Raw genomic sequence first — 25,834 nt, 5'->3', positions numbered from 1 at the left:
CGGCAAAAAAAAGGGCGACCGTTGATGGTCGCCCCTTTTTTTTGCTGTGTGTCCCGTCCTGAACAAGGTTTACACCAGCTTCAGGACTAGACAATTTCATTTGTGGCGAGGGAGCAAGCTCCCTCACCACAGGACTTTCAATCACTTCGCAGAAATTGCGCCATCTACCAGTGTCTGAGCCTCGGCCACCAGTTGTTTCAGGTGATCGTCACTGACAAAGCTTTCCGCGTAAATCTTGTAGATGTCCTCGGTGCCCGACGGCCGCGCCGCGAACCAGCCGTTCTCGGTCATGACTTTCAGACCGCCGATGGCCTGGTCGTTGCCCGGTGCATGGCTGAGGATGCTCTGGATCGCTTCGCCCGCCAGTTGAGTCGAAGTGACCTGGTCCGGCGACAATTTGCTCAGCAGTGCTTTCTGTTCAGGGTTGGCCTTGGCATCAACGCGTACCGAGAACGGCTCACCCAGTTCATCGGTCAACGCGCGATAGGCCTGGCTTGGATCACGGCCCGTGCGAGCGGTCATTTCAGCGGCCAGCAGCGCCGGAATCAAACCGTCCTTGTCGGTACTCCAGACACCGCCGTCCTTGCGCAGGAACGACGCACCGGCGCTTTCTTCACCGCCAAAACCCAGGGAGCCGTCAAACAGACCGTCGGCAAACCATTTGAAACCGACCGGCACTTCGTACAGACAACGGCCCAGGCGTTTGGCGACGCGATCGATCAAGCCGCTGCTGACCACGGTCTTACCCACGGCCGCATCGGCCCGCCACAGTGGACGGTTCTGGAACAGGTAGTCGATCGACACCGCGAGGTAGTTGTTCGGCGCCAGCAAACCACCGGACGGGGTCACGATGCCATGACGGTCGTGGTCCGGGTCGCAGGCAAACGCCACGTCGAAACGCTCTTTCAGGCCGATCAAGCCTTGCATGGCATAGCTGGACGATGGGTCCATGCGGATCTGCCCGTCCCAGTCGACGGTCATGAAACGGAACGTTGCATCAACCTGTTTATTCACCACTTCCAGGTCCAGGCGGTAGTGCTCGGCAATCGCCGACCAGTAGCGCACCCCTGCTCCGCCCAGCGGATCGACACCCAGACGCAGCTTCGCATCGCGGATGGCGTCGAAGTCGATCACGTTGATCAGGTCAGCGACATAGGTGTTGAGGTAATCATGACGATGGGTAGTGCTGGCCTTCAGGGCCTGCTCGTAGCTGATGCGTTTGACGCCGGCGAGCTTGGCTGCCAGCAACTCGTTGGCCTTGGCTTCGATCCACTTGGTGATGTGGGTATCGGCCGGGCCGCCGTTGGTTGGGTTGTACTTGTAGCCACCGCTTTGCGGCGGGTTGTGGGACGGCGTGATGACGATGCCGTCCGCCAGGCCTGAAGTGCGCCCGCGGTTGTAGCAAAGAATCGCATGGGAAATGGCCGGCGTCGGGGTGTACTCGTCGCCTTCGGCGATCATCACCGTGACACCGTTCGCCGCCAACACTTCCAGGGCACTGGCACCGGCTGGCGTGGACAGTGCGTGGGTGTCGATCCCGACGAACAGCGGGCCATCGATGCCCTGGGCCTCGCGATACAGGCAGATCGCCTGGCTGATGGCCAGGACATGCCATTCGTTGAAACTCAAGTCGAACGAGCTACCTCGGTGTCCGGACGTGCCGAAGGCGACGCGCTGGGTAGAAATGGCTGCATCGGGCTGGCCGGTGTAATAGGCCGTTACCAGTCGCGGGATGTCGACCAACAGTTCTGCCGGTGCCGGTTTGCCCGCAAAAGGACTGAGTGTCATGCAAAACCTCTGAGAGAGAGTGGTTCGGGATAGGAGCGCAGTTTACTGACAGTTTGGCCGTTGCGCGACGTTATCGAATGTCAGGTTCCGAGGAGCTCTTCCACCTCGGCTCAATCGATCGATTCCAGACGCAAGGCATCCCCCAGTAGCCCCAGTGCAGCGACGAGCTCGTGGTCGCCACCGAACGTATGACTCAGGCGCAAGTGCTGCGCGTGCAGGCCCTGCAAACTGAACAACTCCCCCGGTGCGATGACCACTTGCTGCTTGAGCAGTCTCTGGAACACTCGATGTACATTGACCTGGCGCAACGAGCGAATCCACACCGTCGCCCCGCCCTGGGGCTCGACGAAATGCAGCGATTCCGGCAGACGCTCCTGGAGCAGTTGGGTCATCAGCACCATGCGTTCCTTGAGCAGTCGACGCAACACCAGCAGGTGTTGATCGATGCGTCCGTTGCTGTACAGCCGCGCGATGGCTTTCTGACGAATCAGCGACAAACGGAATGCCCGCAGCAGAAAGTGCCGTTGCAGTTCGGCACGCAGTTGTCGCGAAAGCAGGTAACCAAAGGGTGCCTCCGAGCCGATGATTTTCTCGAAAGTGGAAAACACGATCAGCCGATCAGGGTCCACCAGGTCGCGAAACCGCAAGCCGCTCGGCTCGAATTCGAGCTCGCCGTAACAATCGTTTTCCAACACCCAACAGCCATGCCGTCCCAGCAGTTGCGCAGTGGACTGCCGGTTGTCGTCAGGCGCCACGCTCCCGCGCGGCATGTTCAGTCCCGATGAAAGCATCATCAGTCGCACCTGCCCGGTCTCGAGCAGCTCTCTCAGCTGTTCGAGATCCAGGCCACCACAGGCTTGCAGCGGCAGCTCGACAACCTGCACGTCTGCGTCCTGGAACAAGCGCAGAATCACCCAGTCGCACGGCGACTCGACCACCACCACCGAATCTTTGAGCTCAAGAACGGCGATCAATATTTCAAGTACGCCGCGCATATCTGCGCCGATATAGACATCATCGGCATGCCAGCAGCGTGTCGGCGAAGTGGTGTAGCGTGCCGCAAGGGCCGTGCGCAGTTCCAGCTCGCCGCAGGGTTGTGAAGACGGTTGTGGCTGGCGCGGATACTGGCGCAGCAATTCTCTCTCCAGCAACAACAACGGGCTGTCCAGGGGTTGTAACAACGCCGGCTCATCGGCGCTCAACACCAGCATGCCGGGGCGCCTGGCGTTGACATAGACCGTTTCGAGCAGGTCTTTGCCGCTGCCGGGAAGACCGATAGAAGACACCGGCAGTGCGTAATAGCCTGACTTGGCAACCGAATAGATGCGTCCTTCCTTCTCCAGCAGCGAATAGGCGTATTGAATGGTCGAGATCGACACACTCAAACGATCCGCCAACTGCCGCAATGAGGGCAGGCGCACTCGCACGTCACTGCCCGGCTCATTGATCAGATTGTTCAGGTAGCGGTACACCGCCTGGTACGCGAAATCGGAATCTCGTGATCCTTTCATGGGTGATGACCGAACACGCTACGAACGTCATGACGCACTCTTGATGCATCCGCCAAACCAGGAACATTCACTGGCCCATCGACCATTCGCCAGTCACTGCTGTTTCATTCTCGGGGTCCATGTCTTCGACTTGCACGCCCGCGTCGCCGCTTTCCGTGTCTGGCACCCTACCCTCATCCCGAACCACCGGCCTCATGCGGTAAAGCGTACCGATCAGGCTGACCGGTAACCCGCTGACATCCACCATCCACTGCAGAACCTGCTCGGGTGCCGGACCGCCCTGCATCGCCCGGTGCAATTCCGGCAGCGCTACCAGCATGCCGGGATGGCATTGACGAAGAAAATGCTCCAGGGCCGCGCCGTTATCGACAAACGGGGCGAACAGCAGGCACACCAGTTGGGCTTCACTCAAACCGAGATTTTTTTGTGCTTCGGCTGTCGCCAATCCGCGCTGATCGGCCATGGTCAGCGGATTGCCGAAGGTCTCCACTGCCTGCACGCAAAAGCGCTCGGGCAATTGTTTACGACGCATCATCACCAAGGCCCGCTGCAGGTATTCGCTGACCCCCTCTTCGTAGGTGCGACCGTGTACAAAGCGCGCTTGCAAGCCGCGAAGGTGCGCGGATATCGACGGACTGACATAGTCGTTATCACTGAGTTGAGCCGTCAGTTCGTCAGGTTGGAAGCCGAGGAAGTCAGTGAGCAGCGGCCAGCGCTCCTCCAGGTTGCTGACCAGCATGTCGTGGATGTCGATGAAGGTCGTGCGACGGCAGGCCTCAAAGCGCTCGGAAGGACGCCACGCAGCCTGAGCAGAGTCGGGATAAAACTCGCGATAGCAGTCGCTGCCCAGTTCATCGAGCCGCGCGAACAATCCCTCGTAGCCCGTTTCATGGCGGCTCGTCGGTGCAAGCCCGGCCTTGGCTGCGGCACGGTTCAAACCCTCGATAAACTGCGCCTGCCGACGGGGTGAATCGCTGCTGACCATGACATCGACGCCGTTGTCCCAGCGGGCAATTTGTCCATAAAAATCACCTGTGGCCAGGTACCCGTCGTCCCACAACTCAAGCGGCCCGTTCCAGGCCCGACGGTGCCCGACCATCAGCAGGTTGAGCCGATTCGACTCGCGGCCGGCATCGGAGATTGGCGCCAAGTGATTGAACGGCAGGACCTCACGATTATCGACCATCAACATTTCGACCCGGGGATCGTCGTAGAGAAACAATGCACTGCTGCTGCGATGGATGTTTTCCAGTGCTGTCGCAGCCGTACCATTCAAGCGCAAAGTGGCCACTCGCAGCTGGAACGTCGCCGGTGCCCGACCGGCGATACTCAGTTGCGCGGCGCGCAGCAGCGCCAGTGTGTAGCAGCTGTCACGGGACCCGGACTGGATCGCCAACACCTTGTAATCGCCGATACGCTCCATACCTCCAGCCGACACCACCAGGCGCTGAATCATCAGTTGCAATGCCGTGCGCTCGGCGCGAGAGAAAAAGCTCAGCAAGCGCTGCAGTACTTGTTGATAAACATAATTCATTGCCTGTTCATGGGTATGGGTCATCATTGTTTACCTGTTACTCATAAGTTCGACGCCACGCAAACAATTACATGCACTGCGCGACGGATTGCCTGTCATGAATGGGGTGCCGGGGTTGTTATCAAATGCTAGCACTTAAGCATTTTGTAATTATTTGAAATGGTTGCATGTCTCGAGAACCCCAAGCAGGGCAATACCGCCGCAACGCCAGGCAGGACGGGTGTTTTTCGGCCCCGAGCGATGTCCTAGGAAATTTCCGACAACATCCCACAGACGTGTAATACAAGAAATAAAGAAAGAAATTGCCAATAAATGTATGACCGCCGAGCGGCGTCGAATTATTTGTTGAGCATGTATTGCCGATGCGCGTTGAAAAGTTTCAACCTGATACCCAGCCATGACTCTTTCCTTGAGATGAAATAATCATTCAATTATCAGGGCTTACATAATGATTAGAAGATACAGATCGAGAGCAAAAACCAGTTCAGTTGCTGAACCGCCCCACCGAGGGATCGATGGGATGTCTCATTTTGGAGGTTTTGACAGCGGAAAAGTCCGTGCCTGCACGGACCTTTCCAGAGGGGTTTATACAAGGGGGCTCGTACGAAGAGCTCAGACAGGCTCGACCTCAAGGGCGACCCGTTCGCGGCATGGGCATTCGTCCATGTAGCGGTGTGCTTCGACAAACTGGGAAAACGGGAATACCCGAGTCTTGAGTGGCAGCAGCACATGGTCTGCGGTCAACTGGTTGATGTCGCGCAGGGCACGTTGCAGTGCGGCCTGATCCTGGAGGATGCCCAGCTCCGGCTTGCCGGTGAAGTTGCCGATGCAGTGCACGAAGAACTGAATGTTCTTCTGGAACGCCGCACAGGCCGGAAATGGCGTCTGGTTACCACCCTGCAGGCCATAGAGCACCAGGCTGCCGCGAGGCGCGAGCACATCGCCGAGCAGCGACATCTGCGGGCCGCCCAGGCCATCGAACACCACATCGACGCCACGGTTGTCGGTAATTTTGTTGATCCGCATCAGCAGATCTTCTTCTTCGGTGACGATGACTTTTTCGGCACCCAGCGACAGCAGGTATTCACGCTCATCCGCGGTTTTGGTCGCAGCGATTACTCGCACACCAAGGGCTTTGCCCAGCTGTACGAACGACGGCCCGGCGCAGTGACTGGCGTCGGTCACCAGAGCGAATTGCCCGGGCTTGACGCGCGCCAGATCGGTGTAGCCAAAATAGGCGACCAATAGCGGCGTGTAATGCACGCTGGCTTCGACCGGACTGAGCACGTCCGGGTAGCGGGTCAGCGCCGTGCGCGGCAGAACGATCTGTTCGCCGTAGACCGGATAATCGTTGGGGCTTTCGGCCGGGAAGCTGGCGACCTTGTCACCGATAGCGAGGTCATCGACCCCCTCGCCGAGCGCCGTGACCACGCCGGCCATTTCATGACCCAGGCCTGAAGGCAGGCGAGCATGGGACGAGGCCAGGTTCTGGCGCCAGAGAATGTCGTACCAGCTGATGCCTATCGCCTCGACACGCACCTGCACTTCGCCCGGCGCAGGCAGAGCGGCCGCATGCTCTTCGCATTTGAGCACCTCGGCTGGACCAAACTTGTGAAAACGGATCGTGCGGGACATCGCAAACCTCGTCAAAGTAACCTCTAATGCCCTGAACTCTATCTGGGCTTTCTACCCAAGACCATCAGTGGCTATTAATAGTCGACATGCCTGTCATTGATTCCGCAGCGACGGCGACATCATCCAATGCCGTAAAAACCGAAGCAGCCTTTCAGGGAAAACTGAATTACCCTGTGCAGAGTACCAGCCTTTCCCCGTAAGATTCACGCCGGCCATTGTTCTCATATGGTCGCTCACGTCAAGTTTGCTGAATCTGCCAGGACCCCAGATGAATCGTAATGACCTGCGTCGTGTCGACCTGAACCTGTTGATCGTTTTCGAAACACTGATGCACGAGCGCAGTGTGACCCGCGCTGCGGAGAAATTGTTCCTCGGCCAGCCGGCCATCAGTGCGGCGCTCTCGCGCCTGCGCGGGCTGTTCGATGACCCGTTGTTCGTGCGCACCGGCCGCAGCATGGAACCTTCCGCCCGAGCGGTGGAAATCTTCGCCCTGCTCTCGCCGGCCCTGGATTCGATTTCCACCGCGGTCAGTCGCGCGGCGGAATTCGATCCGGCCACCAGCACCGCGGTGTTCCGCATCGGCCTGTCGGACGATGTCGAGTTCGCGTTGCTGCCGATGCTGCTCAAGCGCCTGCGCGCCGAGGCACCGGGCATCGTGCTGGTGGTGCGTCGGGCCAACTACATCCTGATGCCGAACCTGTTGGCCTCGGGCGAAATTTCCATTGGCGTCAGCTACACCGCCGACCTGCCGGCCAACGCCAAGCGCAAAGTACTGCGCCGCAGCATGCCGAAACTGTTGCGAGCCGACTCCGTGCCGGGGCCGTTGAGCCTGGATGACTTCTGCGCCCGCCCCCACGCGCTGGTGTCGTTCGCGGGCGACCTGAGCGGCTTTATAGATGAAGAGCTGGAGAAGCTGGGGCGCAAACGGCACGTGGTGCTGGCGGTGCCGCAGTTCAACGGGCTGAGCACACTGATCAGCGGCACCGACATCGTGGCCACCGTCCCGGACTACACCGCCGAAGCGTTGACAGCCGCCGGTGGTGTTCGGGCGGAAGATCCACCGTTGCCGGTGCGCAGCTTTGAATTGCACATGGCCTGGCGCGGGTCGCAGGATAATGATCCGGGTGAGCGGTGGTTGAGGTCGCGGATTCAGATGTTTTTCGGGGATCCGGATAGTCTGGCCTGATCCTGATGTTGTATTGAGGCTGATGGCCTCTTCGTGGGCAAGCCTCGCTCCTGGACCGGATCAACGATACACAAATCCCCAGTGGGAGCGAGGCTTGCCCACGAAGGCCGCTACACGGTTTCAAGCCAAACCTTTGCATTCCCCGCAACACACAATTGTCATCATTTCATTTGATAGCCCGCTAACGAAAGGTGCATGCTAGAGGGCTTGCTTCTGGCTTATATCATTCCGAATGATAGTTACCTTTGCCTCGTTCGATTCGTTTGATACCGCCCCGCCAAGCATTATCCGCCCATCTCAATACATTGGCGGATGCATCCATGGAACAGTCACTCAAACATTTGCGCTTCCCCTTGGCCCTGTTGGCCGTGATGGTGATGAGCGCCTGCGGCAAGACTCCGGACGCTGCCGCCACCATGCCCGCGGCCAAAGTCAGCGTGGCCAAGGTGCTGGAGCAACCGGTCAACGAGTGGGACGAATTCACCGGGCGCCTGGAAGCGCCAGAAACGGTAGAGATTCGTCCACGGGTCTCCGGCCAGATCGATGACGTAACCTTCACCGAAGGCGCATTGGTCAAGAAAGGCGATCTGTTGTTCCAGATCGACCCGCGCCCGTTCCAGGCTGAGGTCCGCCGCCTCGAAGCCCTGGTGGCGCAAGCTCGCGCCACGGCTACCCGCAGTGAAAACGAAGCCCAACGCGGTGAACGCCTGCGCACCAGCAACGCGATTTCCGCCGAACTCGCCGACTCGCGCACCAGTGCCGCTCAAGAGGCTCGCGCCGCCGTCGGCGCACTCCAGGCGCAACTGGACCTGGCCAAACTGAACCTGAGCTTCACCCGCGTAACTGCGCCCATCAGTGGCCGCGTCAGCCGTGCGGAAATCACCGCCGGCAACCTGGTGACCGCCGATACCACCGCCCTGACCAGCGTGGTGTCCACCGACAAGGTCTACGCCTACTTCGATGCCGACGAGCGCGTGTTCCTCAAGTACAACCAGCTCGCCCGCCAGGGTCAACGCGGCGCCACCACCCCGGTTTACATGGGCCTGTCCAATGAAGACGGCAACCCGCACCAGGGCCAGATGAACTTCGTCGACAACCAAGTCAACCCGAAGACCGGCACCATCCGCGGTCGTGCGGTGTTCGACAACAGAGACGGCAGCTACACCCCGGGTCTTTATGCACGCCTGAAACTGGTGGGCAGCGGCACCTACTCCGCGGTGTTGATCAACGACGAAGCGGTCGGTACCGACCTGGGTAAAAAGTTCGTGCTGGTGATGGATGCCGACAACAAAACGGCTTATCGCCCCGTCGAGCTGGGTCCGAAAATCGAAGGTTTGCGCATCGTGCGCAGCGGCCTGAACAAAGACGACACCATCATCGTCAAGGGTTTGCAACGGGTTCGCCCTGGTTCGCCGGTCAGCCCTGAAGTGATCCCGATGGCCAGCAAGGAAACCCTCGCGGCCCTTGCTCAACAACGACAAGCGCTGGAAGTCAGCAACCTGCCCCAAGTCGCACCTGCCAAGGTCGCGCCGGGTACGGTTGTGAAACTGGCTGCTGCGACTCCACGCGGTTAAGGGGCAATTACTCCGATGAATTTCTCCCAATTCTTCATTTCACGGCCGATTTTCGCAGCGGTACTGTCGCTGCTGATCCTGATCGCCGGTGCCATCTCGCTGTTCCAGTTGCCGATCAGCGAATACCCGGAAGTGGTGCCGCCAACCGTGGTGGTCCGTGCCAACTTCCCCGGCGCCAACCCTAAAGTCATCGGTGAAACTGTGGCTGCTCCTCTGGAGCAAGCCATCACCGGCGTCGAGAACATGCTGTACATGTCCTCGCAATCCACCGCTGACGGCAAGATCACCCTGACCATCACCTTCGCCCTGGGCACCGACCTGGACAACGCGCAGGTGCAGGTGCAGAACCGCGTGACGCGTTCCGAGCCGAAACTTCCCGAGGAAGTGACGCGCATCGGTATCACCGTCGACAAGGCGTCGCCCGACCTGACCATGGTTGTGCACTTGACCTCGCCGGACAAACGCTACGACATGCTCTACCTGTCCAACTACGCCTTGCTCAACATCAAGGATGAGCTGGCGCGTCTGGGCGGTGTCGGTGATGTGCAGCTGTTCGGCATGGGCGATTACTCGCTGCGGGTGTGGCTCGATCCGAACAAGACCGCTTCGCGCAACCTGACCGCCACCGATGTGGTCACCGCGATTCGTGAACAGAACCGTCAAGTGGCGGCCGGTGCCCTGGGTGCTCCGCCTGCACCGAATGCCACGGCATTCCAGCTGTCGGTCAACACCCAAGGCCGTCTGGTGTCTGAGGAAGAGTTCGAGAACATCATCATTCGCTCTGGCGAAAATGGTGAAATCACTCGCCTCAAAGACATCGCTCGTGTCGAACTCGGCTCCAGCCAATACGCCCTGCGCTCCTTGCTGAACAACCAACCGGCGGTGGCGATCCCGATCTTCCAGCGCCCAGGCTCCAACGCGATCCAGATCTCCAACGACGTTCGGGCGAAAATGGCCGAGCTGAAAAAGAACTTCCCGGAAGGCATGGACTTCAGCATCGTCTATGACCCGACGATCTTCGTGCGCGGTTCCATCGAGGCGGTGGTTCACACCCTCTTCGAAGCACTGATCCTGGTTGTGCTGGTGGTGATCCTCTTCCTGCAAACCTGGCGCGCCTCGATCATCCCGTTGGTGGCGGTGCCGGTTTCGCTGATCGGTACGTTTGCCGTGATGCACCTGTTCGGCTTCTCGCTGAACGCCCTGTCGCTGTTCGGACTGGTATTGGCCATCGGTATCGTGGTCGACGATGCGATCGTGGTGGTGGAGAACGTCGAGCGAAACATCGGGCTCGGACTCACTCCGGTAGAAGCCACCAAGCGTGCGATGCGTGAAGTGACCGGTCCGATCATCGCGACGGCGCTGGTGCTGTGTGCGGTGTTTATCCCGGCCGCGTTCATCTCCGGCTTGACCGGTCAGTTCTACAAACAGTTCGCCCTGACGATTGCGATTTCGACCGTGATCTCGGCCTTCAACTCGCTGACCTTGTCGCCAGCACTGGCCGCTGTGTTGCTCAAGAGCCATGACGCGCCGAAGGACCGCTTCTCCAAGGTGCTGGACAAGATCTTCGGTGGCTGGTTGTTCCGTCCGTTCAACCGTTTCTTTGACAAGGCCAGCCATGGCTATGTCGGCACCGTGGGCCGGGTAATCCGCAGCAGCGGTATCGCCCTGCTGCTGTACGCCGGCTTGATGGTGCTGACCTTCTTCGGTTTCTCCAATACGCCGACCGGTTTCGTACCTGGCCAGGACAAGCAATACCTGGTGGCGTTCGCGCAACTGCCGGATGCCGCGAGCCTGGACCGTACCGAAGACGTGATCAAGCGCATGTCCGACCTGGCCCTGAAACAGCCTGGCGTGGAAAGCGCGGTGGCCTTCCCCGGCCTGTCGATCAACGGTTTCACCAACAGCCCTAACGCCGGCATCGTGTTCGTCACCCTGAAGCCTTTCGACGAGCGTAAAGACCCGAGCATGTCCGCCGGTGCGATTGCCGGTGCGTTGAACGGCCAGTACGCCGGGATTCAGGAAGCCTACATGGCGATCTTCCCGCCACCGCCGGTACAAGGCCTGGGGACCATTGGCGGTTTCCGCCTGCAGATCGAAGACCGGGGCAACCTGGGCTATGACGAGCTGTACAAAGAAACCATGAACATCATCGCCAAGAGCCGCAGCGTGCCGGAACTGGCCGGTCTGTTCACCAGTTACACCGTGAACGTGCCGCAGGTCGATGCTGCTATCGACCGGGAAAAAGCCAAGACTCACGGCGTGGCCGTCAGCGACATCTTCGACACCCTGCAGATCTACCTGGGTTCGTTGTATGCCAACGACTTCAACCGCTTCGGTCGCACCTATCAGGTCAACGTTCAGGCTGAGCAACAGTTCCGCCTCGAATCGGACCAGATCGGTCAGCTGAAAGTGCGTAACAACCGAGGCGAGATGATCCCGTTGGCGACCTTCATCAAGGTCAGCGACACCTCCGGGCCAGACCGCGTAATGCACTACAACGGCTTCATCACCGCTGAAATCAACGGTGCGGCAGCCCCAGGCTACAGCTCCGGCCAGGCCGAGAAAGCCATCGAGAAATTGCTCAAGGATGAACTTCCGAACGGCATGACCTACGAGTGGACCGACCTGACCTACCAGCAGATTTTGTCCGGCAACACTGCGCTGTTCGTGTTCCCGCTCTGCGTACTGCTGGCGTTCCTGGTGCTCGCGGCTCAATACGAAAGCTGGAGCCTGCCACTGGCGGTGATCCTGATCGTACCGATGACTCTGCTGTCGGCCATTACCGGGGTGATTGCCTCGGGCGGCGACAACAACATCTTTACCCAGATCGGCTTGATCGTACTGGTGGGACTTGCGTGTAAGAACGCGATTCTGATCGTCGAGTTTGCCAAGGATAAACAGGAAGAAGGCCTCGGCCCGCTGGCAGCGGTACTGGAAGCTTGCCGTCTGCGTCTGCGGCCGATCCTGATGACCTCCTTCGCGTTCATCATGGGTGTTGTGCCACTGGTTTTCTCCAGCGGTGCGGGTGCCGAAATGCGTCATGCCATGGGTGTGGCGGTGTTCTCCGGGATGCTCGGGGTGACCTTCTTCGGTCTGTTGCTGACGCCGGTGTTCTACGTACTGATTCGCAACTTTGTGGAGCGCGGTGAGCAACGCAAAGCGGCCAAGGCACTGAAATTGGAAAAGCAACTGGAGGCGCAACAATGAGCCTGAAAGCCTTCCTGCCGAGCCTGCTGGTACTGGCGCTGAGCGCCTGTGCCGTCGGCCCGGACTATAAAACCCCAGCCACCGAGGCGGCCAACATCACGGCCGCCAACGATGGCAGCGCCGGTCAGAAGAACTTTGACCGCGCCCGTTTCGAAGGCATCTGGTGGCAGCAATTCGACGATCCGACCCTCAACCAGTTGGTGAAGCAATCCTTGCAGGGCAACCGTGATTTGCGTGTGGCTTTTGCCCGCTGGAAAGCGGCCCGAGCGATTCGCGATGACGCCAGCAATGACGCCATGCCGACCATCACCAGCCGCGCGAGCAGCGATCTGGGCAAAGGGCAGATTCCGGGTCAGACCACCAAACGGGTCAACAGCGAACGCTATGACCTGGGCCTGGACATGGCCTGGGAACTGGACTTGTTCGGTCGCATCCAGCGCAACCTGGAATCCAGCGACGCTGAGCAGCAAGCGGCCGAAGCCGATCTTTACCAACTGCAAGTCACCATGATTGCCGAACTGGTGGACGCCTATGGCCAACTGCGCGGCGCGCAACTGCGAGAAAAAATCGCGCTGGCCAACCTGAACAATCAGCAGGAGTCACGCAAGATCACCGAAAGCCTGCGTGACGCCGGTGTTGGCGATCAGCTGGACGTGGTTCGTGCCGATGCGCGCCTGGCGTCTGTCGAAGCCAGCGTGCCGCAACTGCAAGCCGAACAGGTTCGTCAGCGCAACCGCATCGCCACCCTGCTGGGTGAACGTCCAGACAAGCTGACCGTCGACCTGAGTCCAAAAGACTTGCCGGCGATCGCCAAGGCCCTGCCCATCGGCGACCCGGGTGAACTGCTGCAACGTCGTCCGGACATCCGCAGCGCCGAACGCAAACTGGCGGCTGCCACTGCGCGTATCGGCGTGGCCAAGGCTGACTTGTTCCCTCGGGTGAGCCTCAGCGGTTTTCTTGGCTGGACTGCCGGGCGCGGTTCACAAATCGGCTCGTCGGCGGCCAATGCCTGGGCACTGGGCCCGAGCATCACCTGGGCGGCGTTCGACCTGGGCAGCGTGCGCGCCCGTTTGCGCGGTGCCGATGCTGAAGCCGAAGGCGCCCTGGCGACCTATGAGCAGCACGTATTGCTGGCACTGGAAGAATCGGAGAACGCCTTCAGTGATTACGGCAAACGCCAGCAGCGCCTGATTTCGCTGATTCGTCAAAGCGAATCAAGCCGCGCCGCTGCGGACCTCGCCGAAATTCGCTACCGCGAAGGCACCGTGGACTTCCTCGTCCTGCTCGATGCCCAGCGTGAGCGTCTGGCAGCCGAAGACACCCAAGCCCAGGCCGAAGTCGATTTGTATCGCGGCATCGTCGCGATCTACAAAGCCCTCGGCGGCGGCTGGCAGCCAGAGACGGTCGCCAGCAAGTAATGCTTTAACGTGCCCCTTTGGTTGGCCGCAACCCAACCAAATTCTTTGCCCCGCGCCTCATTCGGTCGCGGGGCTTTTTTTTGTCGGTCTTTAATTCAACGCATATCCCTGTGGGAGCGAGCCTTTGTGGCGAGGGGGCTTGCCCCCGTTGGGTCGCGAAGCGGCCCCAATCTACGACTGCTGCGCAGCCGAACGGGGGCAAGCCCCCTCGCCACATAAGCCCGTCCCCATATGGGGTTAGTGGGTTGCCTGATTATCCCGGTTTTCCATGACGGTCACCGTGGCCGTGGTCCCGGCACGCAGGCTGTTTTTGGCGATATAGTCGGCGTCGATCTGAATCCGCACCGGCACCCGTTGTGCCAGTTTGACCCAGGTATAGCTGGGGTTGATGTTGGCCAGCAGGCGACTGCCGGGGGAGTTCTCACGGTCGGCGATAGCAAAAGCGATGCTTTGTACGGTGCCGCCGAAGGTCTCGCCGCTCATCAACTCGATCCTGACCCGATCACCCTCCTTGATTCGCGGCAGCTTTGTTTCTTCAAAGTAGCCACTGATATAAAACGAATCGCTGTCCACCAGTGCCAACAATGCGCCCCCGGCAGTGGCGTAGTCCCCTTGGCGAGTCAGCAGGTTGGTCACGTAACCGCTGACAGGCGCTACGACTCGTGTGCGCTGCAAGTCCAGTTCGGCCTGGGTCAGAGCGGCGATCGCCAGCTGCACGTTGGCATGTGCCAGGCCCAGATTGGCCTGATTGCGCAAGAGTTCCGCCTGCGCCACAGCGACTTCGGTACTGGACTTTTCCCACTCTTCGCCGGAGATCGCGAAGCGCTGTTTAAGGGTTCGACGGCGCTGCTCTTCGCTTTGACGCTGCCGCAGCAGCGCTTCGCTGGAGACAATCGTCGCTTCGGACTGACCCAGCGTGGCTTTGGCAACTTCCACCGCACGCTTGGCATGCTCCACCGCCAGCGTATAGCGAGCCGGGTCGATCTCCAGCAGCAACTGGCCCTTCTCGACACGCTGGTTGTCTTGAACGCTCAGGCTGACGATCCGCCCCGAGACATCGGCGGACAACGTCACCACATCGGCGCGAACCCGTGCATCGCGCGTCCAGGGCGCGCGGGTGTAATGCTCCCAGGCGAACCAGCCAAGGATGACGGCCAGCACCACCACCGCCAGGGTCGCGAGTCGGGCAAGGATCGTCTTCAAGGCATCAGGCTCCCATCATCAGAATCAACGTTGCGCATACGCAGGCATACAACGCGCCTTCGAACAGGGCTTCATGCCAGACAAATCGCAATACCCCCAGGCGGCGCAAGGTCCAGTCCAACAGCAGAAAAATCGGCAAGGCCAGCAACAGCGCCTGGGCGATTGGCGGCAGATAGACGCCCCCCACTTCCAGATCAATGGGCAAGGGCTGGCACTCCTTCCTTGTCTGCGGGTTGAAAGTATTTGCGATGGCGCTCCAGAAACGACACCACGATCAACAACGCCACGCGCATCCTGAATACCGACCACAGGTGTTCATGTACGTCTAGATGCAAGTCGTCCATTTCATCGCCCAAGACATGCAAGCTTCCGAGCAACTGCACAAGGTCAACCCCGGGTCGCCCGGCGATCAATCGCCCTGTCTCTCGGACTGCCGCCAGCAAACGGTTCTGTTGTTGCGTACTCAACAACGCATTGCTCTGCCCCTGCTGCCTGAGCTGGTTCAATGCCACCCCCAGTGCCATGCACCCGAGGCTGACTTCGAACAGCTCGCGAGAGTGCTTGTCGCTGGTCGCCGGCAATAGTCCCAACATCATGGTCAGGCGATCGACCATACGGCTTTCAAACGCAAATTGCTGTTCATCGGTGGCCGGCGTCTTCAACAAAGCGTAGACCTGCTCGCAGCTTTCATTGAACAGCCGGCGTATCCGTAAATCGGGCCTGAACGGGAAGATCAAGGCGTAAACACTGAGCGCCAGCGCGGCGGCGCTGATATACGCGCCGGCAAATTCAAACCACTGAATGGCATTGTTTTGGCCGATTCCTGCGTTTTGCGGCCCCAGCAACAGCATGGTCGTCAGTCCAAGACCAATGCCTGTGCCAGTGGTTGGCGGACTGGCCAGCCCCACCGCGACCGCGTACAGCAATGGTGCAAACAACAAGGCGAGCAACTCGAAGTCACTGATCATCGGCATCAGCATGAACAGATAGAACGCCGACACCACCAAGGCCAGACCCAGCCCCCTGGCAAAGCTTTGACTGGCAAGCAACGGTCGCGGAAAAGTCGCCATCAGCGAACAGAGAATCCCCACTACAATCATCCCGCCACGGGCCCCATCCCAAGCAGTCTCGATCCAGATCAGCCCCGCCACCAGTAACGCTGTAAATGCCCGGACTGCGTTCATTGCTGCCAACGTGAAGTCCAGATGCAACGGGTTGTCCTGGCCGCGGAACACGCAACTGGCTTCCCGTCCTTCCTGGATCGCGTCGCTCAGTTCCAGAATCTGCCCCAGTTGCTCCAACATCCGTGCCTGCTCCCAGCGCAGTGCCCAGGCCAATGAACGCAGCGTGGCAGGCATCGTCTCGGTGAGTTGTTCGGCCTTGTAGGCCTGGTCATCGAAACGCTGTTGCAGCGTCAAAAAATGATGCCGCGCCTCGGTCGACAATGAGCGACCTTGCACGGCCAGCTCATCAAGGAATGCCAGTTCCTCGCTGCGCAAACGCTGTATCTCTTCCGGCAGCGCGCCTTCCCAACGTTCGGTGAGTAATTGCCGCTGGTGACGCAAAGCCGTCAGCCGCGAAGTCAGCAGCACCAGTTGATTGCCAAGCAATTGCACCAGGCTATTGGCGCTGCGCAACCGTGGTGCATCGAAGTACAAATGTCGACGCAGCCCTTCAAGGGCGCTGATCTCGCCCAACAGTTGCATTTGCCGCTTGTGGAAATCGGCCTCGCTTTCCTCGGTTCGAATCACCGCTGCCGCGTGAGTCGCGAGCAGTTTGATCACTTGATCGATCTTGGCGAAGTAACCCTTGGCCACCGCCTCCGGTCGCGCCGTCAGAAGGCTGACAACGCACACGCAGGCCACCGCCAGCAATGTTTCTGTCACGCGAGTGACTGCCAGCAGGAACGTACCCTCCTGATCGGGTTGCGCCAGCAGTGCCACCACCACCGCCGTGTAACCGCTCAGGACAAACGCTTGGGAACTGGTGTAGCGCAACAAGGTGCCGCCGGCGGTACACAGCGCCAACCACAAGGCCAGGGTGATGATGAAGGGCAGCGGCGCCTGGGGGAAAATGGCCATGATCAACACCGCGACCGCCGCGCCCAACGTGGTGCCGATGATCTGGCCGAAACTTCGGGCCAGGGCCATGCCGCCCAATGGCTGACTGACAATGATCACCGCCATGATCGACCACTTGGGCTGGTCGAGGTCGAACACAAAGGCCAGGTACAGCGTCAGCAGCCCCGCCACGATGGTTCTCAGGGCAAACAGCAGCACCTCGCGTCCGGGGTTGAGAATCGCCTTGAAGTATTGAAGCAGCGGTTGCATGGGAGCGCTCATCGAGTCATCTCCTGCAAGCGTAGTCATTGCTTCCTTGCTTCGACGAGTTTCAATGTCGACAAGACCTGTAGGCCATTTCGCCGATGGACACGCCTGCGTCGATAGAGCCTGTCGATCACTTCGTCAGCCAAAGCGATTGGACAGGATCCCCCCATGCCCCTAGGCTGAAATCGCTGCGAAAGCGTCACTCTCTCTATAAAGCCCCTGCCCATGATTGTGCGTCCCAAGCCGAACCTGCTCGGCATGTTGTTTTCCCTTAAAGGCTCGATTGCCAAGCGCATTGCCTTGCGCAGTCTGTTGGTGACCCTGCTGGCGTCGGTAATCGTGCTGGTGGAGATCTGGCACCCGGCGTATTTCTCCAAGGTCAACGCCACGCCGTTCACCCTGCTGGGTCTGTCGTTGTCGATCTTCATGAGTTTTCGCAACAATGCCTGCTACGACCGCTGGTGGGAGGGCCGCAAGCATCTGGGGCAGTTGATCATCGAAGTGCGATCGTTGATTCGTCAAACCCAGGGGCTGATGGAGGCGGCCGAACGTGAACTTATGCTGCGTGAACTCTGCGGGTTCGCCCATGGCCTGATCGCCCGCCTGCGCGTTGAAAACGAGATGAGCGCCATCAAGCCGTGGACGCAGGATGCCGTGGACGCAGAGCATCCGAACATCACTGACGCGCTCTTGCAGCGGATTGGCGTCCGGTGCTCGGCCCTTGCCGAACACGGCCAGATCAGCGAATGGCGTTATACCCAACTGGAAACGCGACTGGTCAGCCTCAGTCAGGTCCAGGCCAGTTGCGAACGCATCAAAAGTACGCCGCTGCCCTTCCCCTACACCCTGTTGCTGCACCGCACCATCTACCTGTTCTGCATCTTGTTGCCGTTCGCCATGGCCGAATCTCTTGGCTGGCTGACACCGGTGATTACCGCCATTGTCAGCTACACCTTTTTCGGCCTCGACGAAATTGGCGACGATCTGGAAGACCCGTTCGGCTTCGATGAGAACGATCTGCCGTGCAATGCGATTTTGCGCACGCTGGAGCGCGAAGTGCTGGCAGCGTTGGGGCAAACCGACTTGCCACCGGCCCTTGAGCCCGATGACTACGTGCTGAACTGAGCCAGGGTTTGACTCACAGCCCGGCCTGACCGAAGCTGGTGACCTTGTAAAAGCCTGTCAGCTCCCGGATTCCTGCATGCCTCAGTCCCGCCGCTATCTGCTCATCAGCCTCTGTGCACTGTTTGCCCTCGCCCTTGCCTGGTTTTTTTTGCGCAGCACGACGCCCGTGGTGCCGGAGGCAATTCGACGCGGCTACAGCGAAGCGCTGACCCAGGCACGCATGGGTCAACCGGGGGCGGCGCGGGTGCTTTACCAGCAATTGGGCCGCCCTGACCTGTCCGACAAGCGCCGCGTCTGGCTGCATGCCGAGCTGCCCAACTACCCCAGCCCGCAAGCCTTGAAACTGGCGGATGCGGACCTGCAACATCCTTCGGCGGATGTACGCATCGCGGCGATCAAAAGCATCAGCGGTTTAGTGCCCAACGGACAACGAAGTCTGCTGCTCGGGCCCTTGCTCGATGACAGCGACCAAAGTGTCCGGTTTGCGGCGGTCAACGCCTTGCTGGGGCTGTCTCCGGATGAGCTGGGGTTGTATTTCGGCCCCCTGGAGCAAGCCATTGACGCTTGGGAGCAGGTCCTCAAGCAGCAGCCGGAAAGCGCCGACACCCAGTACCAACTGGCGCGCCTGCATTTGCATAATGCCGAACTGAAGGACGCGCAGCAGGCATTGGAGCGCACATTGCAACTGGCGCCCGGCAACTTGCCGGCACTGGTGATGCAGATTGACGTGCTGGATCGACTGGGCCAAAGCGATGCCGCCCAGCAATTGTTGGCGAAGCAGTTAAAGGCCCAGCCCGATTCGGCCTACTTGCAACATGCGTTGGGGCTCTGGTTGCTGCATCACGGGCAAAGTGAGTTCGCCTTGCTCGGGCTGTCCAAAGCCGTGGAGCTTGAACCCGACAATAAGGATTACCGCTACGACCTGGCCACCACGTTGCATGGTGAACAAGAGCTGGAGGCCGCGCAGAAACAGCTGCAGGAAATCGTCCAGCGCCACCCGGCCGATCGCAAGGCGCGCGTGCTGTTGATCAACTATTGGAAGGAAAGCGGGCAGCTGCAGAACGTACAGATCCTGTTGGCGCAGCTCGAGCAGCTCAATCCGGATGATCCGGCGTTGCAGCAAGGGCTTTAATCAAGATCAAAAGATCGTCCGAACGCGGCCCGAGCCTTCGGCAGCGCCTACAGGGGGGCCGTACGACACAACCGTCGACGCAGCTTCAGGAGAGCATGTCCTGCATGATCTGTTGCAACACATCCAGATCGAATGGCTTGGCCAGGATCGGTGCCTTGCGGGTGATCGGGCTGTCGGTCTCGCGGATTTCCTGCGGGTAACCGCTGATGAAGATCACCTTGAGTTCCGGTCGCAGCTTCACGGCAGGCTCGGCGATTTGCACGCCAGAAATCCCGCCAGGCAGGCGAAAGTCGGTGATCATCATGTCCAGGTTTGGTTTGCTCGCCAGGATCTCAAAGGCCTGCTCACCGTTTTCGGCTTGCAGCACCCGGTAACCTTCACCCGACAAATAAGCGGACAGCACCATCAAAATCGAAGGGTCATCTTCAACGATCAGTACCACGTCTTGTGCATCTTCACTCATGGAAAACCTTTGTTCGGTCAATAGCTGCTGATACGACCATGTGGTCAATCAGAGGTTGCGTTCATCGGGCTGTTTTCCTGCAGCGGCAGACAAACGCGAAACAAGGCGCCTTCGCCAATCCGGCTCTCGACGGTAATGGAGCCACCATGGGCGGCGACAATCTGCTGCGAAATAAACAACCCCAGGCCCAGCCCCGCCACCACGGCCCTGGTGGAAACCCGCTCGAACTGCTGAAAAATGCGCTGTTGATTCTCTACACCGATCCCGATACCGCGATCCTGAACCTCAACCCGCGCTTGCCCGTGGTGATTGTACACGCGAACGTCGATCGCGCTCTTGGCACCATAGCGCAACGCATTAGTCAGCAGATTGCAAATCACTTGTTCGATACGAAACTCGTCCCAGTCGCCCATCACGGGCTGGTCGGCGATCAAGCTGACTGACGACTCTGCGGCCTCAACCTGAGGTGCGAAGTTCTGCAAAAGATTGTGCACCAGTTGCACCAGGTCAAACCGACTGGGGCGGATAGACAGCTTGCCGGTGCGGATCCGCGACACATCAAGCATGTCTTCGATCAGGCGGATCAAGCTTTTGATCTGCCGTTCGTCGCGCTCGACCATGGCGTGCATTTTGTCCAGGGTGAACGCCGCGGCGTTATCCCGGGCCAGGTGCATTTTGCGCAACTGGGTTTCGAGGATCAGGCCATTGAGCGGTGTACGGACTTCATGCGCAACGATGGACATGAAGTCATCGCGCATGCGCACCGCCTGCTTCAGTTCTTTCTGGGTGTTCTGCAACTGTTCGAGCAACGCCCCCTGTTCGCGGCGACTTTGCTCCAGGGCTTCGACCTGTTGCTTCATCGCCTTGCTCTGGCGATACAGATCGACGAAGACATTGACCTTGCTCTTGACCGCGTGAACATCCAGCGGCTTGTGCAGAAAGTCCACGGCTCCGCTTTCGTAGCCCTTGAATGCGTAGTTGAGATCACGGCCAGCGGCACTGACGAACACAATCGGGATGCTTTTGGTTTTTTCCGTGCCGCGCATCAACTCGGCCAACTCAAAGCCGTTCATGCCGGGCATCTGCACATCGAGAATGGCCAGCGCGAATTCGTGCTGCAACAACAGCGACAGGGCTTCGTCGGCGGACAAGGCCTTGTAGACGATGAGGTCCTGCCGCTTGATCAACGCCTCAAGCGCCAGCAGGTTCTCCGGCAGGTCGTCGACGATCAGCAATTTGGCCTGGATGTTACTTAGCATGGGATTTGTTCCCGCTCGACACGAAGACGGCCGAAGCGCCGATCACGATAGCTTCTACACAAGGAATACCTGCACGGTTCATGATTTGCGGTAGATCCTTTCTTGTTTGACCAACGGCTCAAACTGATTGCCATAGGCCGAAAAATCCAGGGTTTCCTTGCTGCCCAGTGCCAGAAAGCCCCGATGACACAAAGATTCGTGAAACAAGCCGAACGTTCGATCCTGAAGCTTTTTGTTGAAGTAAATCAGCACATTACGACACGAAATCAATTGAGTTTCGGAGAATACGCTATCAGTGGCCAGGCTGTGATCGGCGAACGTTACGTTGTCGCACAGGCTCTTGTCGAAAATCGCGTAGTCATAAGCCGCCGTGTAGTAATCGGCGAACGAACGCTGACCACCGGCCTGCTGATAATTGTGAGTGTAGGCCCGAACATTCTGCAGGGAGAAAATCCCCTGCCTGGCTTTATCCAGCGAGCGCGGGTTGATGTCGGTGGCGTAGATGATGGTGCGCTCCAGCAAGCCTTCTTCGCGCAGCAGGATCGCCATCGAATAGACCTCTTCGCCGGTGCTGCAACCAGCAATCCAGACCTTGATCGACGGATAGGTCTTGAGCAGCGGCACCACTTCCTGACGCAGCGCCAGGAAGTGCGAAGGGTCGCGAAACATTTCGCTGACCGGAATCGTCAGCAATTGCAGCAGCTGCATGAACGCGGTTGGGTCGTGCAGGACCTTCTCTTGCAGCGCCGAGATGGTATTGCACTCGAATTGGATCAATGCATGGTTGACCCGACGCTTGATCGACGCGCCGGAGTAATCGCGAAAATCGTAGCTGTATTTGAGGTAGATCGCTTCGATCAACAACCTCAGTTCGATTTCGCTGCGCTCCATTAGAGGCGTTCCATCTTCGGTAACCACACACGAATCAGCGAGAACAGGCGATCCAGGTCGATGGGCTTGGCCAGGTAGTCGTTGGAGCCGGCCTGCAAGCAGCGCTCCTGATCGTCCTTCATCGCCTTGGCCGTCACCGCAATGATCGGCAGCTTGCGCCAGCGCAGATCCTTGCGGATTTCCTGGGTGGCTTCGAAACCATCCATTTCCGGCATCATCACGTCCATCAGCACCAAGTCGATGTCCTCGACTTCATTTAATCGCTCAATTGCTTCACGACCGTTACGGCCAATCACCACCACCGCGCCCTTGTGCTCCAGCGCACTGGTCAGGGCGAAGATATTGCGTACATCGTCGTCCACCAGCAGCACTTTGCGCCCCTCGAACACCTTGTCGCGGCTGCGGGCGGTCTTGAGCATGGTCTGGCGTTCATGGGATAACCGGGATTCGACCTTGTGCAGGAAGAGTGTCACTTCATCCAGCAACCGCTCGGGCGAACGCGCGCCCTTGATGATGATCGAGCGCGAATACTTGCGCAGCTCGGCCTCTTCGTCCCGGGTCAGGTTGCGTCCGGTATAGACGATCACCGGTGGAAACGAGCAGATATCCTCGCAGGACATGCGCTTGAGCAAGTCGTTGCCAAGCATGTCCGGCAGTTTCAGGTCGATGATCATGCAGTCGAAAATCGTGGTGCGCAGCAAATCGAGTGCATCCTGCGCCAGGCCGACGGCAGTGATTTCGATGTCCTCGTCGCCGATCAATCGGGCGATGCTGTCACGCTGCAGATCGTCGTCTTCGACCAGCAATATGCGTTTGACCTTCTGGGTCAGTTTGGCTTCGAGGCGGGCAAACACCTCCTTGAGCTCCTCGCGCGTAGTCGGTTTGACCGCGTAACCGATGGCGCCCATGTGCATGGCGGCCTCGACACGGTCTTCGACCGAGATCACATGCACGGGAATGTGCCGGGTTTCGGCTTGCTCTTTCAGGCGCTGCAACACCGTCAGCCCGGAATGATCCGGCAGGCGCATGTCCAGCAGGATCGCGTCGGGGATGAATTGCCTGGCCAGGTCGTAGCCTTCATCGGCGCCGTAGGCCACCAGGCACTGATAACCCAGTTCATGGGCCAGATCGTAGAGGATACGCGCAAAGTCCGGCTCATCTTCCACCACCAGGATGCAACGAGTGGCGAACGGCGCCCCGTAGCGATCATCATCGAAACGCGCGATTTCGACCTCGGCAACCAGCGGCACAGGCGCGGTAACCACGATGGCTTGCGGCATGGTCACCGGCGTGGCTTTCATCGTTTCGACAGGCGCATCGCCCGGTTCGATGTAGTGCTGCGGCAACACCAGGGTGAACACACTGCCCTGCCCCGGCGTGCTGGTCAGGCTGACGGAGCCGCCCAGCAAGGTGGCCAGATCACGAGAAATCGACAGGCCCAGGCCGGTTCCGCCGTAACGACGGTTAGTAGTGCCGTCGGCCTGACGGAAGGCTTCAAAAATGCTGTCCTGATGATCCGGCGCAATGCCGATCCCGGTATCACGGACGATAAAGGCGATGCCCTCGCCTGGCTGAGCCGCGACAATCAGGCTGACTGTGCCCTTTTCGGTGAACTTCACCGCGTTGGACAACAGGTTCTTGATCACTTGCTCCAGGCGCTGGCGATCGGTGAACAGCATCAGCGGTGCGTCAGCGCGCAATTCGACTTCAAAATCCAGTTTCTTGTCCGCGGCCAACGGCTCGAACATTCCTCGCAGGCCTTCCACCAGGCGCGCAACGCTGGTGTTCTCCGGACGCACCTCAAGCTTGCCGGCCTCAACCTTGGAAATGTCGAGAATGTCGTTGATCAGGTTGAGCAAGTCGTTGCCGGCGGAATAGATCGACTCGGCGAACTTGACCTGCTCGGCGCTGAGGTTTTCCTGCGGGTTTTCCGCCAGCAATTTCGCCAGAATCAACGAACTGTTCAGCGGCGTGCGCAATTCGTGGGACATGTTGGCAAGGAATTCGGATTTGTACTTGCTGGCACGCTGCAATTCTTCGGCGCGGGCCTCGAGCTCGAGCTGGGCCTGATTCAGCTGGCTGTTCTTCAGGTCCATGGCGTCGCGTTGCTCGGCCAGGATCTGCGCCTGTTCGGCGAGTTGCTCGTTTGTTTGCTCCAGCTCGATCTGCTGGGTTTCCAGGTGAGCCTGGGACTCCTTGAGAACCCGCGACTGCTCTTCCAGCTCTTCGTTGGCGCTCTTGAGCTCTTCTTGCTGAACCTGCAACTCTTCGTTGAGTTGCTGGGTTTCGGCCAGCACTTCCTGTAAGCGCTGGCGATAGCGCGCCGCTTCGATCGAGGTGCCGATGTTGCCGGCAACCAGTTCGAGCAACTCGATGTCACGATCTGTCAGCGGTCGCAGGAAACCGAGTTCGATCACCCCGTTGACGCGATCGTCATCGCTGGTCGGCACCGCCAGTACACTGCGTGGTAAACCTTCGCCCAGGCCGGAGCTGACTTTGAAGTAGTCCCCTGGCACCTCATCAAGACGAATCAGACGCGCCTGTTGCGCCACCTGGCCGACAATCCCTTCGCCATTGTAAATCTGCTGCTCAAGTGCTTCCTGTTCCCGGGAGAAACCGTAAGACGCGATGCGCTTCAGGCCACCATGCTCCTCACGGACATAGATCGCCGCGACGGCGCTGCCCAGGTATTGCGCGCAGAACTGCAGGATATTGCGGCCCAACAGATTGAGCGATAACTGCCCCAGGACTTGCTCGGCCAGTTCGGTCTGGCCATTGCGCAACCAGGCCTGCTGTTCCAGACGCCGGGCGCTGGCCTGTTGCGCGGCGAGGTTGACGCTGTAGCTGCGGGACAGGTTGAGTAGATCCCGGCGGCCGACATAGGCCAGCAATCCGCTGATACCGGCCACGAACAACAGATAAAGGGCGATGCTCCAGATTGTGGCGCTTCGCACTTCTTCATTGCGCGTGGCACGCAACTGCTGCTCCATGTCGATCACGTCTTCGAATTGCTTGCGGATCTCATCGGTCAACCGTTTGCCGCGCCCGACCTTGACGACGCTGCGGTAATCACCGCCTGCGCGCTGCAAATCGATTATCGATTGCGCGTAATTGGCCCATTCCGTCTGCAAGGCCTGGAGCCGGTGCAGGCGGTCGGTTTGCACCGAATTGTCCGCGGTCAGTTCGAGCAAGGTATTGAGGGCGACCGTTATTCTTGGCTTGGCCGTCTCATAGGGCTCGAGAAATTGCTCGTCGCCACTGAGCAGGAAACCGCGCATACCGGTTTCCAGATCGACGGTCAGTTTTACCGCTTCATTGGCATTATTGATCACCCGGTCCGAGTGCTGGACCCACTGGATCACCGACAGCAGATAGGTGATCAGCAAGACAAAGAACGCCGCGCTGATGACACCGACACCCAACGGCAGGCTGACGTTGCGGCTCAGGAGTTTACGGAATCGTTGCTCATCAACCGCAGGCGCAGAGGTCATGGGAAGCCTTGTCGAACTGTTGGAAGCCATCGAGTCTGCCCCAAATCGGCCGAGGGGATCCATTTTTCTGACACGTTTTTCGGCAATATC

17 protein-coding genes are annotated in these 25,834 nt (G+C 59.3%); 6 read left to right on the top strand and 11 right to left on the bottom strand.

The features are described from left to right. Positions 1–141: 141 nt before the first annotated feature. From pgm to ACEN8R_RS09240, 4 genes are all read right to left on the bottom strand, one after another. Complete coding sequence (gene pgm / locus ACEN8R_RS09255; RefSeq protein WP_018926014.1) at positions 142–1,788, bottom strand: phosphoglucomutase (alpha-D-glucose-1,6-bisphosphate-dependent); 1,647 nt, start codon at positions 1,786–1,788, stop codon at positions 142–144. A gap of 110 nt (positions 1,789–1,898) precedes the next feature. Beyond that, positions 1,899–3,299 carry an aminotransferase-like domain-containing protein gene (locus tag ACEN8R_RS09250; RefSeq protein ID WP_026286406.1) on the bottom strand — a complete coding sequence of 467 codons (1,401 nt, stop codon included), beginning with the start codon at positions 3,297–3,299 and terminating at the stop codon, positions 1,899–1,901. 67 nt (positions 3,300–3,366) lie between these two features. Further along, entirely contained in the window at positions 3,367–4,857 is a 1,491-nt protein-coding gene (locus ACEN8R_RS09245) for a hypothetical protein (RefSeq protein WP_026286407.1), read from the bottom strand. Between the two features lie 588 nt (positions 4,858–5,445). Continuing rightward, positions 5,446–6,468, bottom strand: coding sequence for a zinc-dependent alcohol dehydrogenase family protein (locus ACEN8R_RS09240; RefSeq protein ID WP_018926017.1), 1,023 nt, complete (start codon positions 6,466–6,468; stop codon positions 5,446–5,448). 268 nt (positions 6,469–6,736) lie between these two features. On the opposite strand from ACEN8R_RS09240, the gene ACEN8R_RS09235 reads away from it, so the two are divergent. The 4 genes from ACEN8R_RS09235 to ACEN8R_RS09220 all read left to right on the top strand — a co-directional run bounded on the left by ACEN8R_RS09235 (position 6,737) and on the right by ACEN8R_RS09220 (position 13,853). Next, positions 6,737–7,654 carry a LysR family transcriptional regulator gene (locus tag ACEN8R_RS09235; RefSeq protein ID WP_018926018.1) on the top strand — a complete coding sequence of 306 codons (918 nt, stop codon included), beginning with the start codon at positions 6,737–6,739 and terminating at the stop codon, positions 7,652–7,654. Positions 7,655–7,974: 320 nt separating this feature from the next. After that, positions 7,975–9,228, top strand: a complete 1,254-nt coding sequence (gene mexE, locus ACEN8R_RS09230) for a multidrug efflux RND transporter periplasmic adaptor subunit MexE (RefSeq protein WP_495624768.1) — start codon at positions 7,975–7,977, stop codon at positions 9,226–9,228. Positions 9,229–9,243: 15 nt separating this feature from the next. After that, positions 9,244–12,435, top strand: coding sequence for an efflux RND transporter permease subunit (locus ACEN8R_RS09225; protein WP_018926020.1), 3,192 nt, complete (start codon positions 9,244–9,246; stop codon positions 12,433–12,435). Further along, positions 12,432–13,853, top strand: coding sequence for an efflux transporter outer membrane subunit (locus ACEN8R_RS09220; protein ID WP_018926021.1), 1,422 nt, complete (start codon positions 12,432–12,434; stop codon positions 13,851–13,853). The genes ACEN8R_RS09225 and ACEN8R_RS09220 overlap by 4 nt, the downstream gene beginning before the upstream one ends. Before the next feature lie 237 nt (positions 13,854–14,090). Here the strand turns inward: ACEN8R_RS09220 and ACEN8R_RS09215 are convergent, their stop codons facing one another. From ACEN8R_RS09215 to ACEN8R_RS09205, 3 genes are read right to left on the bottom strand one after another with little or no spacing between them, the layout of a single operon-like run. Continuing rightward, the gene (locus tag ACEN8R_RS09215) at positions 14,091–15,056 is read right to left on the bottom strand and encodes an HlyD family secretion protein (protein WP_018926022.1); all 966 of its coding nucleotides are present in this window, start codon (positions 15,054–15,056) and stop codon (positions 14,091–14,093) included. Positions 15,057–15,060: 4 nt separating this feature from the next. Continuing rightward, positions 15,061–15,261, bottom strand: a complete 201-nt coding sequence (locus ACEN8R_RS09210) for a DUF1656 domain-containing protein (protein WP_018926023.1) — start codon at positions 15,259–15,261, stop codon at positions 15,061–15,063. Further along, positions 15,251–17,398, bottom strand: coding sequence for an FUSC family protein (locus ACEN8R_RS09205; RefSeq protein ID WP_495624767.1), 2,148 nt, complete (start codon positions 17,396–17,398; stop codon positions 15,251–15,253). Before ACEN8R_RS09205 ends, ACEN8R_RS09210 begins: the two co-directional genes overlap by 11 nt. A 210-nt stretch (positions 17,399–17,608) precedes the next feature. Here ACEN8R_RS09205 and ACEN8R_RS09200 point away from each other — a divergent pair, with 210 nt between their 5' ends. Both ACEN8R_RS09200 and ACEN8R_RS09195 read left to right on the top strand, forming a co-directional pair. Next, the gene (locus tag ACEN8R_RS09200; RefSeq protein WP_495019790.1) at positions 17,609–18,508 is read left to right on the top strand and encodes a bestrophin family protein; all 900 of its coding nucleotides are present in this window, start codon (positions 17,609–17,611) and stop codon (positions 18,506–18,508) included. 76 nt (positions 18,509–18,584) lie between these two features. Then, the gene (locus tag ACEN8R_RS09195; RefSeq protein ID WP_495624766.1) at positions 18,585–19,640 is read left to right on the top strand and encodes a tetratricopeptide repeat protein; all 1,056 of its coding nucleotides are present in this window, start codon (positions 18,585–18,587) and stop codon (positions 19,638–19,640) included. 85 nt (positions 19,641–19,725) lie between these two features. Here ACEN8R_RS09195 and ACEN8R_RS09190 read toward each other — a convergent pair whose 3' ends face one another. The 4 genes from ACEN8R_RS09190 to ACEN8R_RS09175 all read right to left on the bottom strand — a co-directional run bounded on the left by ACEN8R_RS09190 (position 19,726) and on the right by ACEN8R_RS09175 (position 25,744). Beyond that, complete coding sequence (locus ACEN8R_RS09190) at positions 19,726–20,103, bottom strand: response regulator (protein ID WP_018926027.1); 378 nt, start codon at positions 20,101–20,103, stop codon at positions 19,726–19,728. 44 nt (positions 20,104–20,147) lie between these two features. Then, positions 20,148–21,362 carry a hybrid sensor histidine kinase/response regulator gene (locus ACEN8R_RS09185; RefSeq protein ID WP_018926028.1) on the bottom strand — a complete coding sequence of 405 codons (1,215 nt, stop codon included), beginning with the start codon at positions 21,360–21,362 and terminating at the stop codon, positions 20,148–20,150. 78 nt (positions 21,363–21,440) lie between these two features. Beyond that, entirely contained in the window at positions 21,441–22,253 is an 813-nt protein-coding gene (locus ACEN8R_RS09180) for a CheR family methyltransferase (RefSeq protein ID WP_495624765.1), read from the bottom strand. Further along, positions 22,253–25,744: a response regulator gene (locus ACEN8R_RS09175; RefSeq protein ID WP_495624764.1), complete on the bottom strand. Its 3,492-nt coding sequence runs from the start codon at positions 25,742–25,744 to the stop codon at positions 22,253–22,255. Before ACEN8R_RS09175 ends, ACEN8R_RS09180 begins: the two co-directional genes overlap by 1 nt. Positions 25,745–25,834: the final 90 nt, after the last annotated feature.

Source organism: Pseudomonas sp. Pseusp15, assembly GCF_059492165.1.
Note: the sequence above shows the minus strand (reverse complement) of the source record. Positions and strands in the feature narration are given on the sequence as shown.

Bases quoted from the DNA above. Each gene is read 5' to 3' on its own strand.
- ACEN8R_RS09245 (WP_026286407.1), bottom strand. From the start codon at position 4,857: ATGACCCATACCCATGAACAGGCAATGAATTATGTTTATCAACAAGTA.
- ACEN8R_RS09205 (WP_495624767.1), bottom strand. From the start codon at position 17,398: ATGAGCGCTCCCATGCAACCGCTGCTTCAATACTTCAAGGCGATTCTC.
- ACEN8R_RS09195 (WP_495624766.1), top strand. From the start codon at position 18,585: ATGCCTCAGTCCCGCCGCTATCTGCTCATCAGCCTCTGTGCACTGTTT.
- ACEN8R_RS09185 (WP_018926028.1), bottom strand. From the start codon at position 21,362: ATGCTAAGTAACATCCAGGCCAAATTGCTGATCGTCGACGACCTGCCG.
- ACEN8R_RS09225 (WP_018926020.1), top strand. From the start codon at position 9,244: ATGAATTTCTCCCAATTCTTCATTTCACGGCCGATTTTCGCAGCGGTA.
- ACEN8R_RS09235 (WP_018926018.1), top strand. From the start codon at position 6,737: ATGAATCGTAATGACCTGCGTCGTGTCGACCTGAACCTGTTGATCGTT.
- ACEN8R_RS09180 (WP_495624765.1), bottom strand. From the start codon at position 22,253: ATGGAGCGCAGCGAAATCGAACTGAGGTTGTTGATCGAAGCGATCTAC.
- ACEN8R_RS09200 (WP_495019790.1), top strand. From the start codon at position 17,609: ATGATTGTGCGTCCCAAGCCGAACCTGCTCGGCATGTTGTTTTCCCTT.
- ACEN8R_RS09240 (WP_018926017.1), bottom strand. From the start codon at position 6,468: ATGTCCCGCACGATCCGTTTTCACAAGTTTGGTCCAGCCGAGGTGCTC.
- ACEN8R_RS09175 (WP_495624764.1), bottom strand. From the start codon at position 25,744: ATGACCTCTGCGCCTGCGGTTGATGAGCAACGATTCCGTAAACTCCTG.
- mexE (WP_495624768.1), top strand. From the start codon at position 7,975: ATGGAACAGTCACTCAAACATTTGCGCTTCCCCTTGGCCCTGTTGGCC.
- ACEN8R_RS09250 (WP_026286406.1), bottom strand. From the start codon at position 3,299: ATGAAAGGATCACGAGATTCCGATTTCGCGTACCAGGCGGTGTACCGC.
- pgm (WP_018926014.1), bottom strand. From the start codon at position 1,788: ATGACACTCAGTCCTTTTGCGGGCAAACCGGCACCGGCAGAACTGTTG.
- ACEN8R_RS09190 (WP_018926027.1), bottom strand. From the start codon at position 20,103: ATGAGTGAAGATGCACAAGACGTGGTACTGATCGTTGAAGATGACCCT.
- ACEN8R_RS09220 (WP_018926021.1), top strand. From the start codon at position 12,432: ATGAGCCTGAAAGCCTTCCTGCCGAGCCTGCTGGTACTGGCGCTGAGC.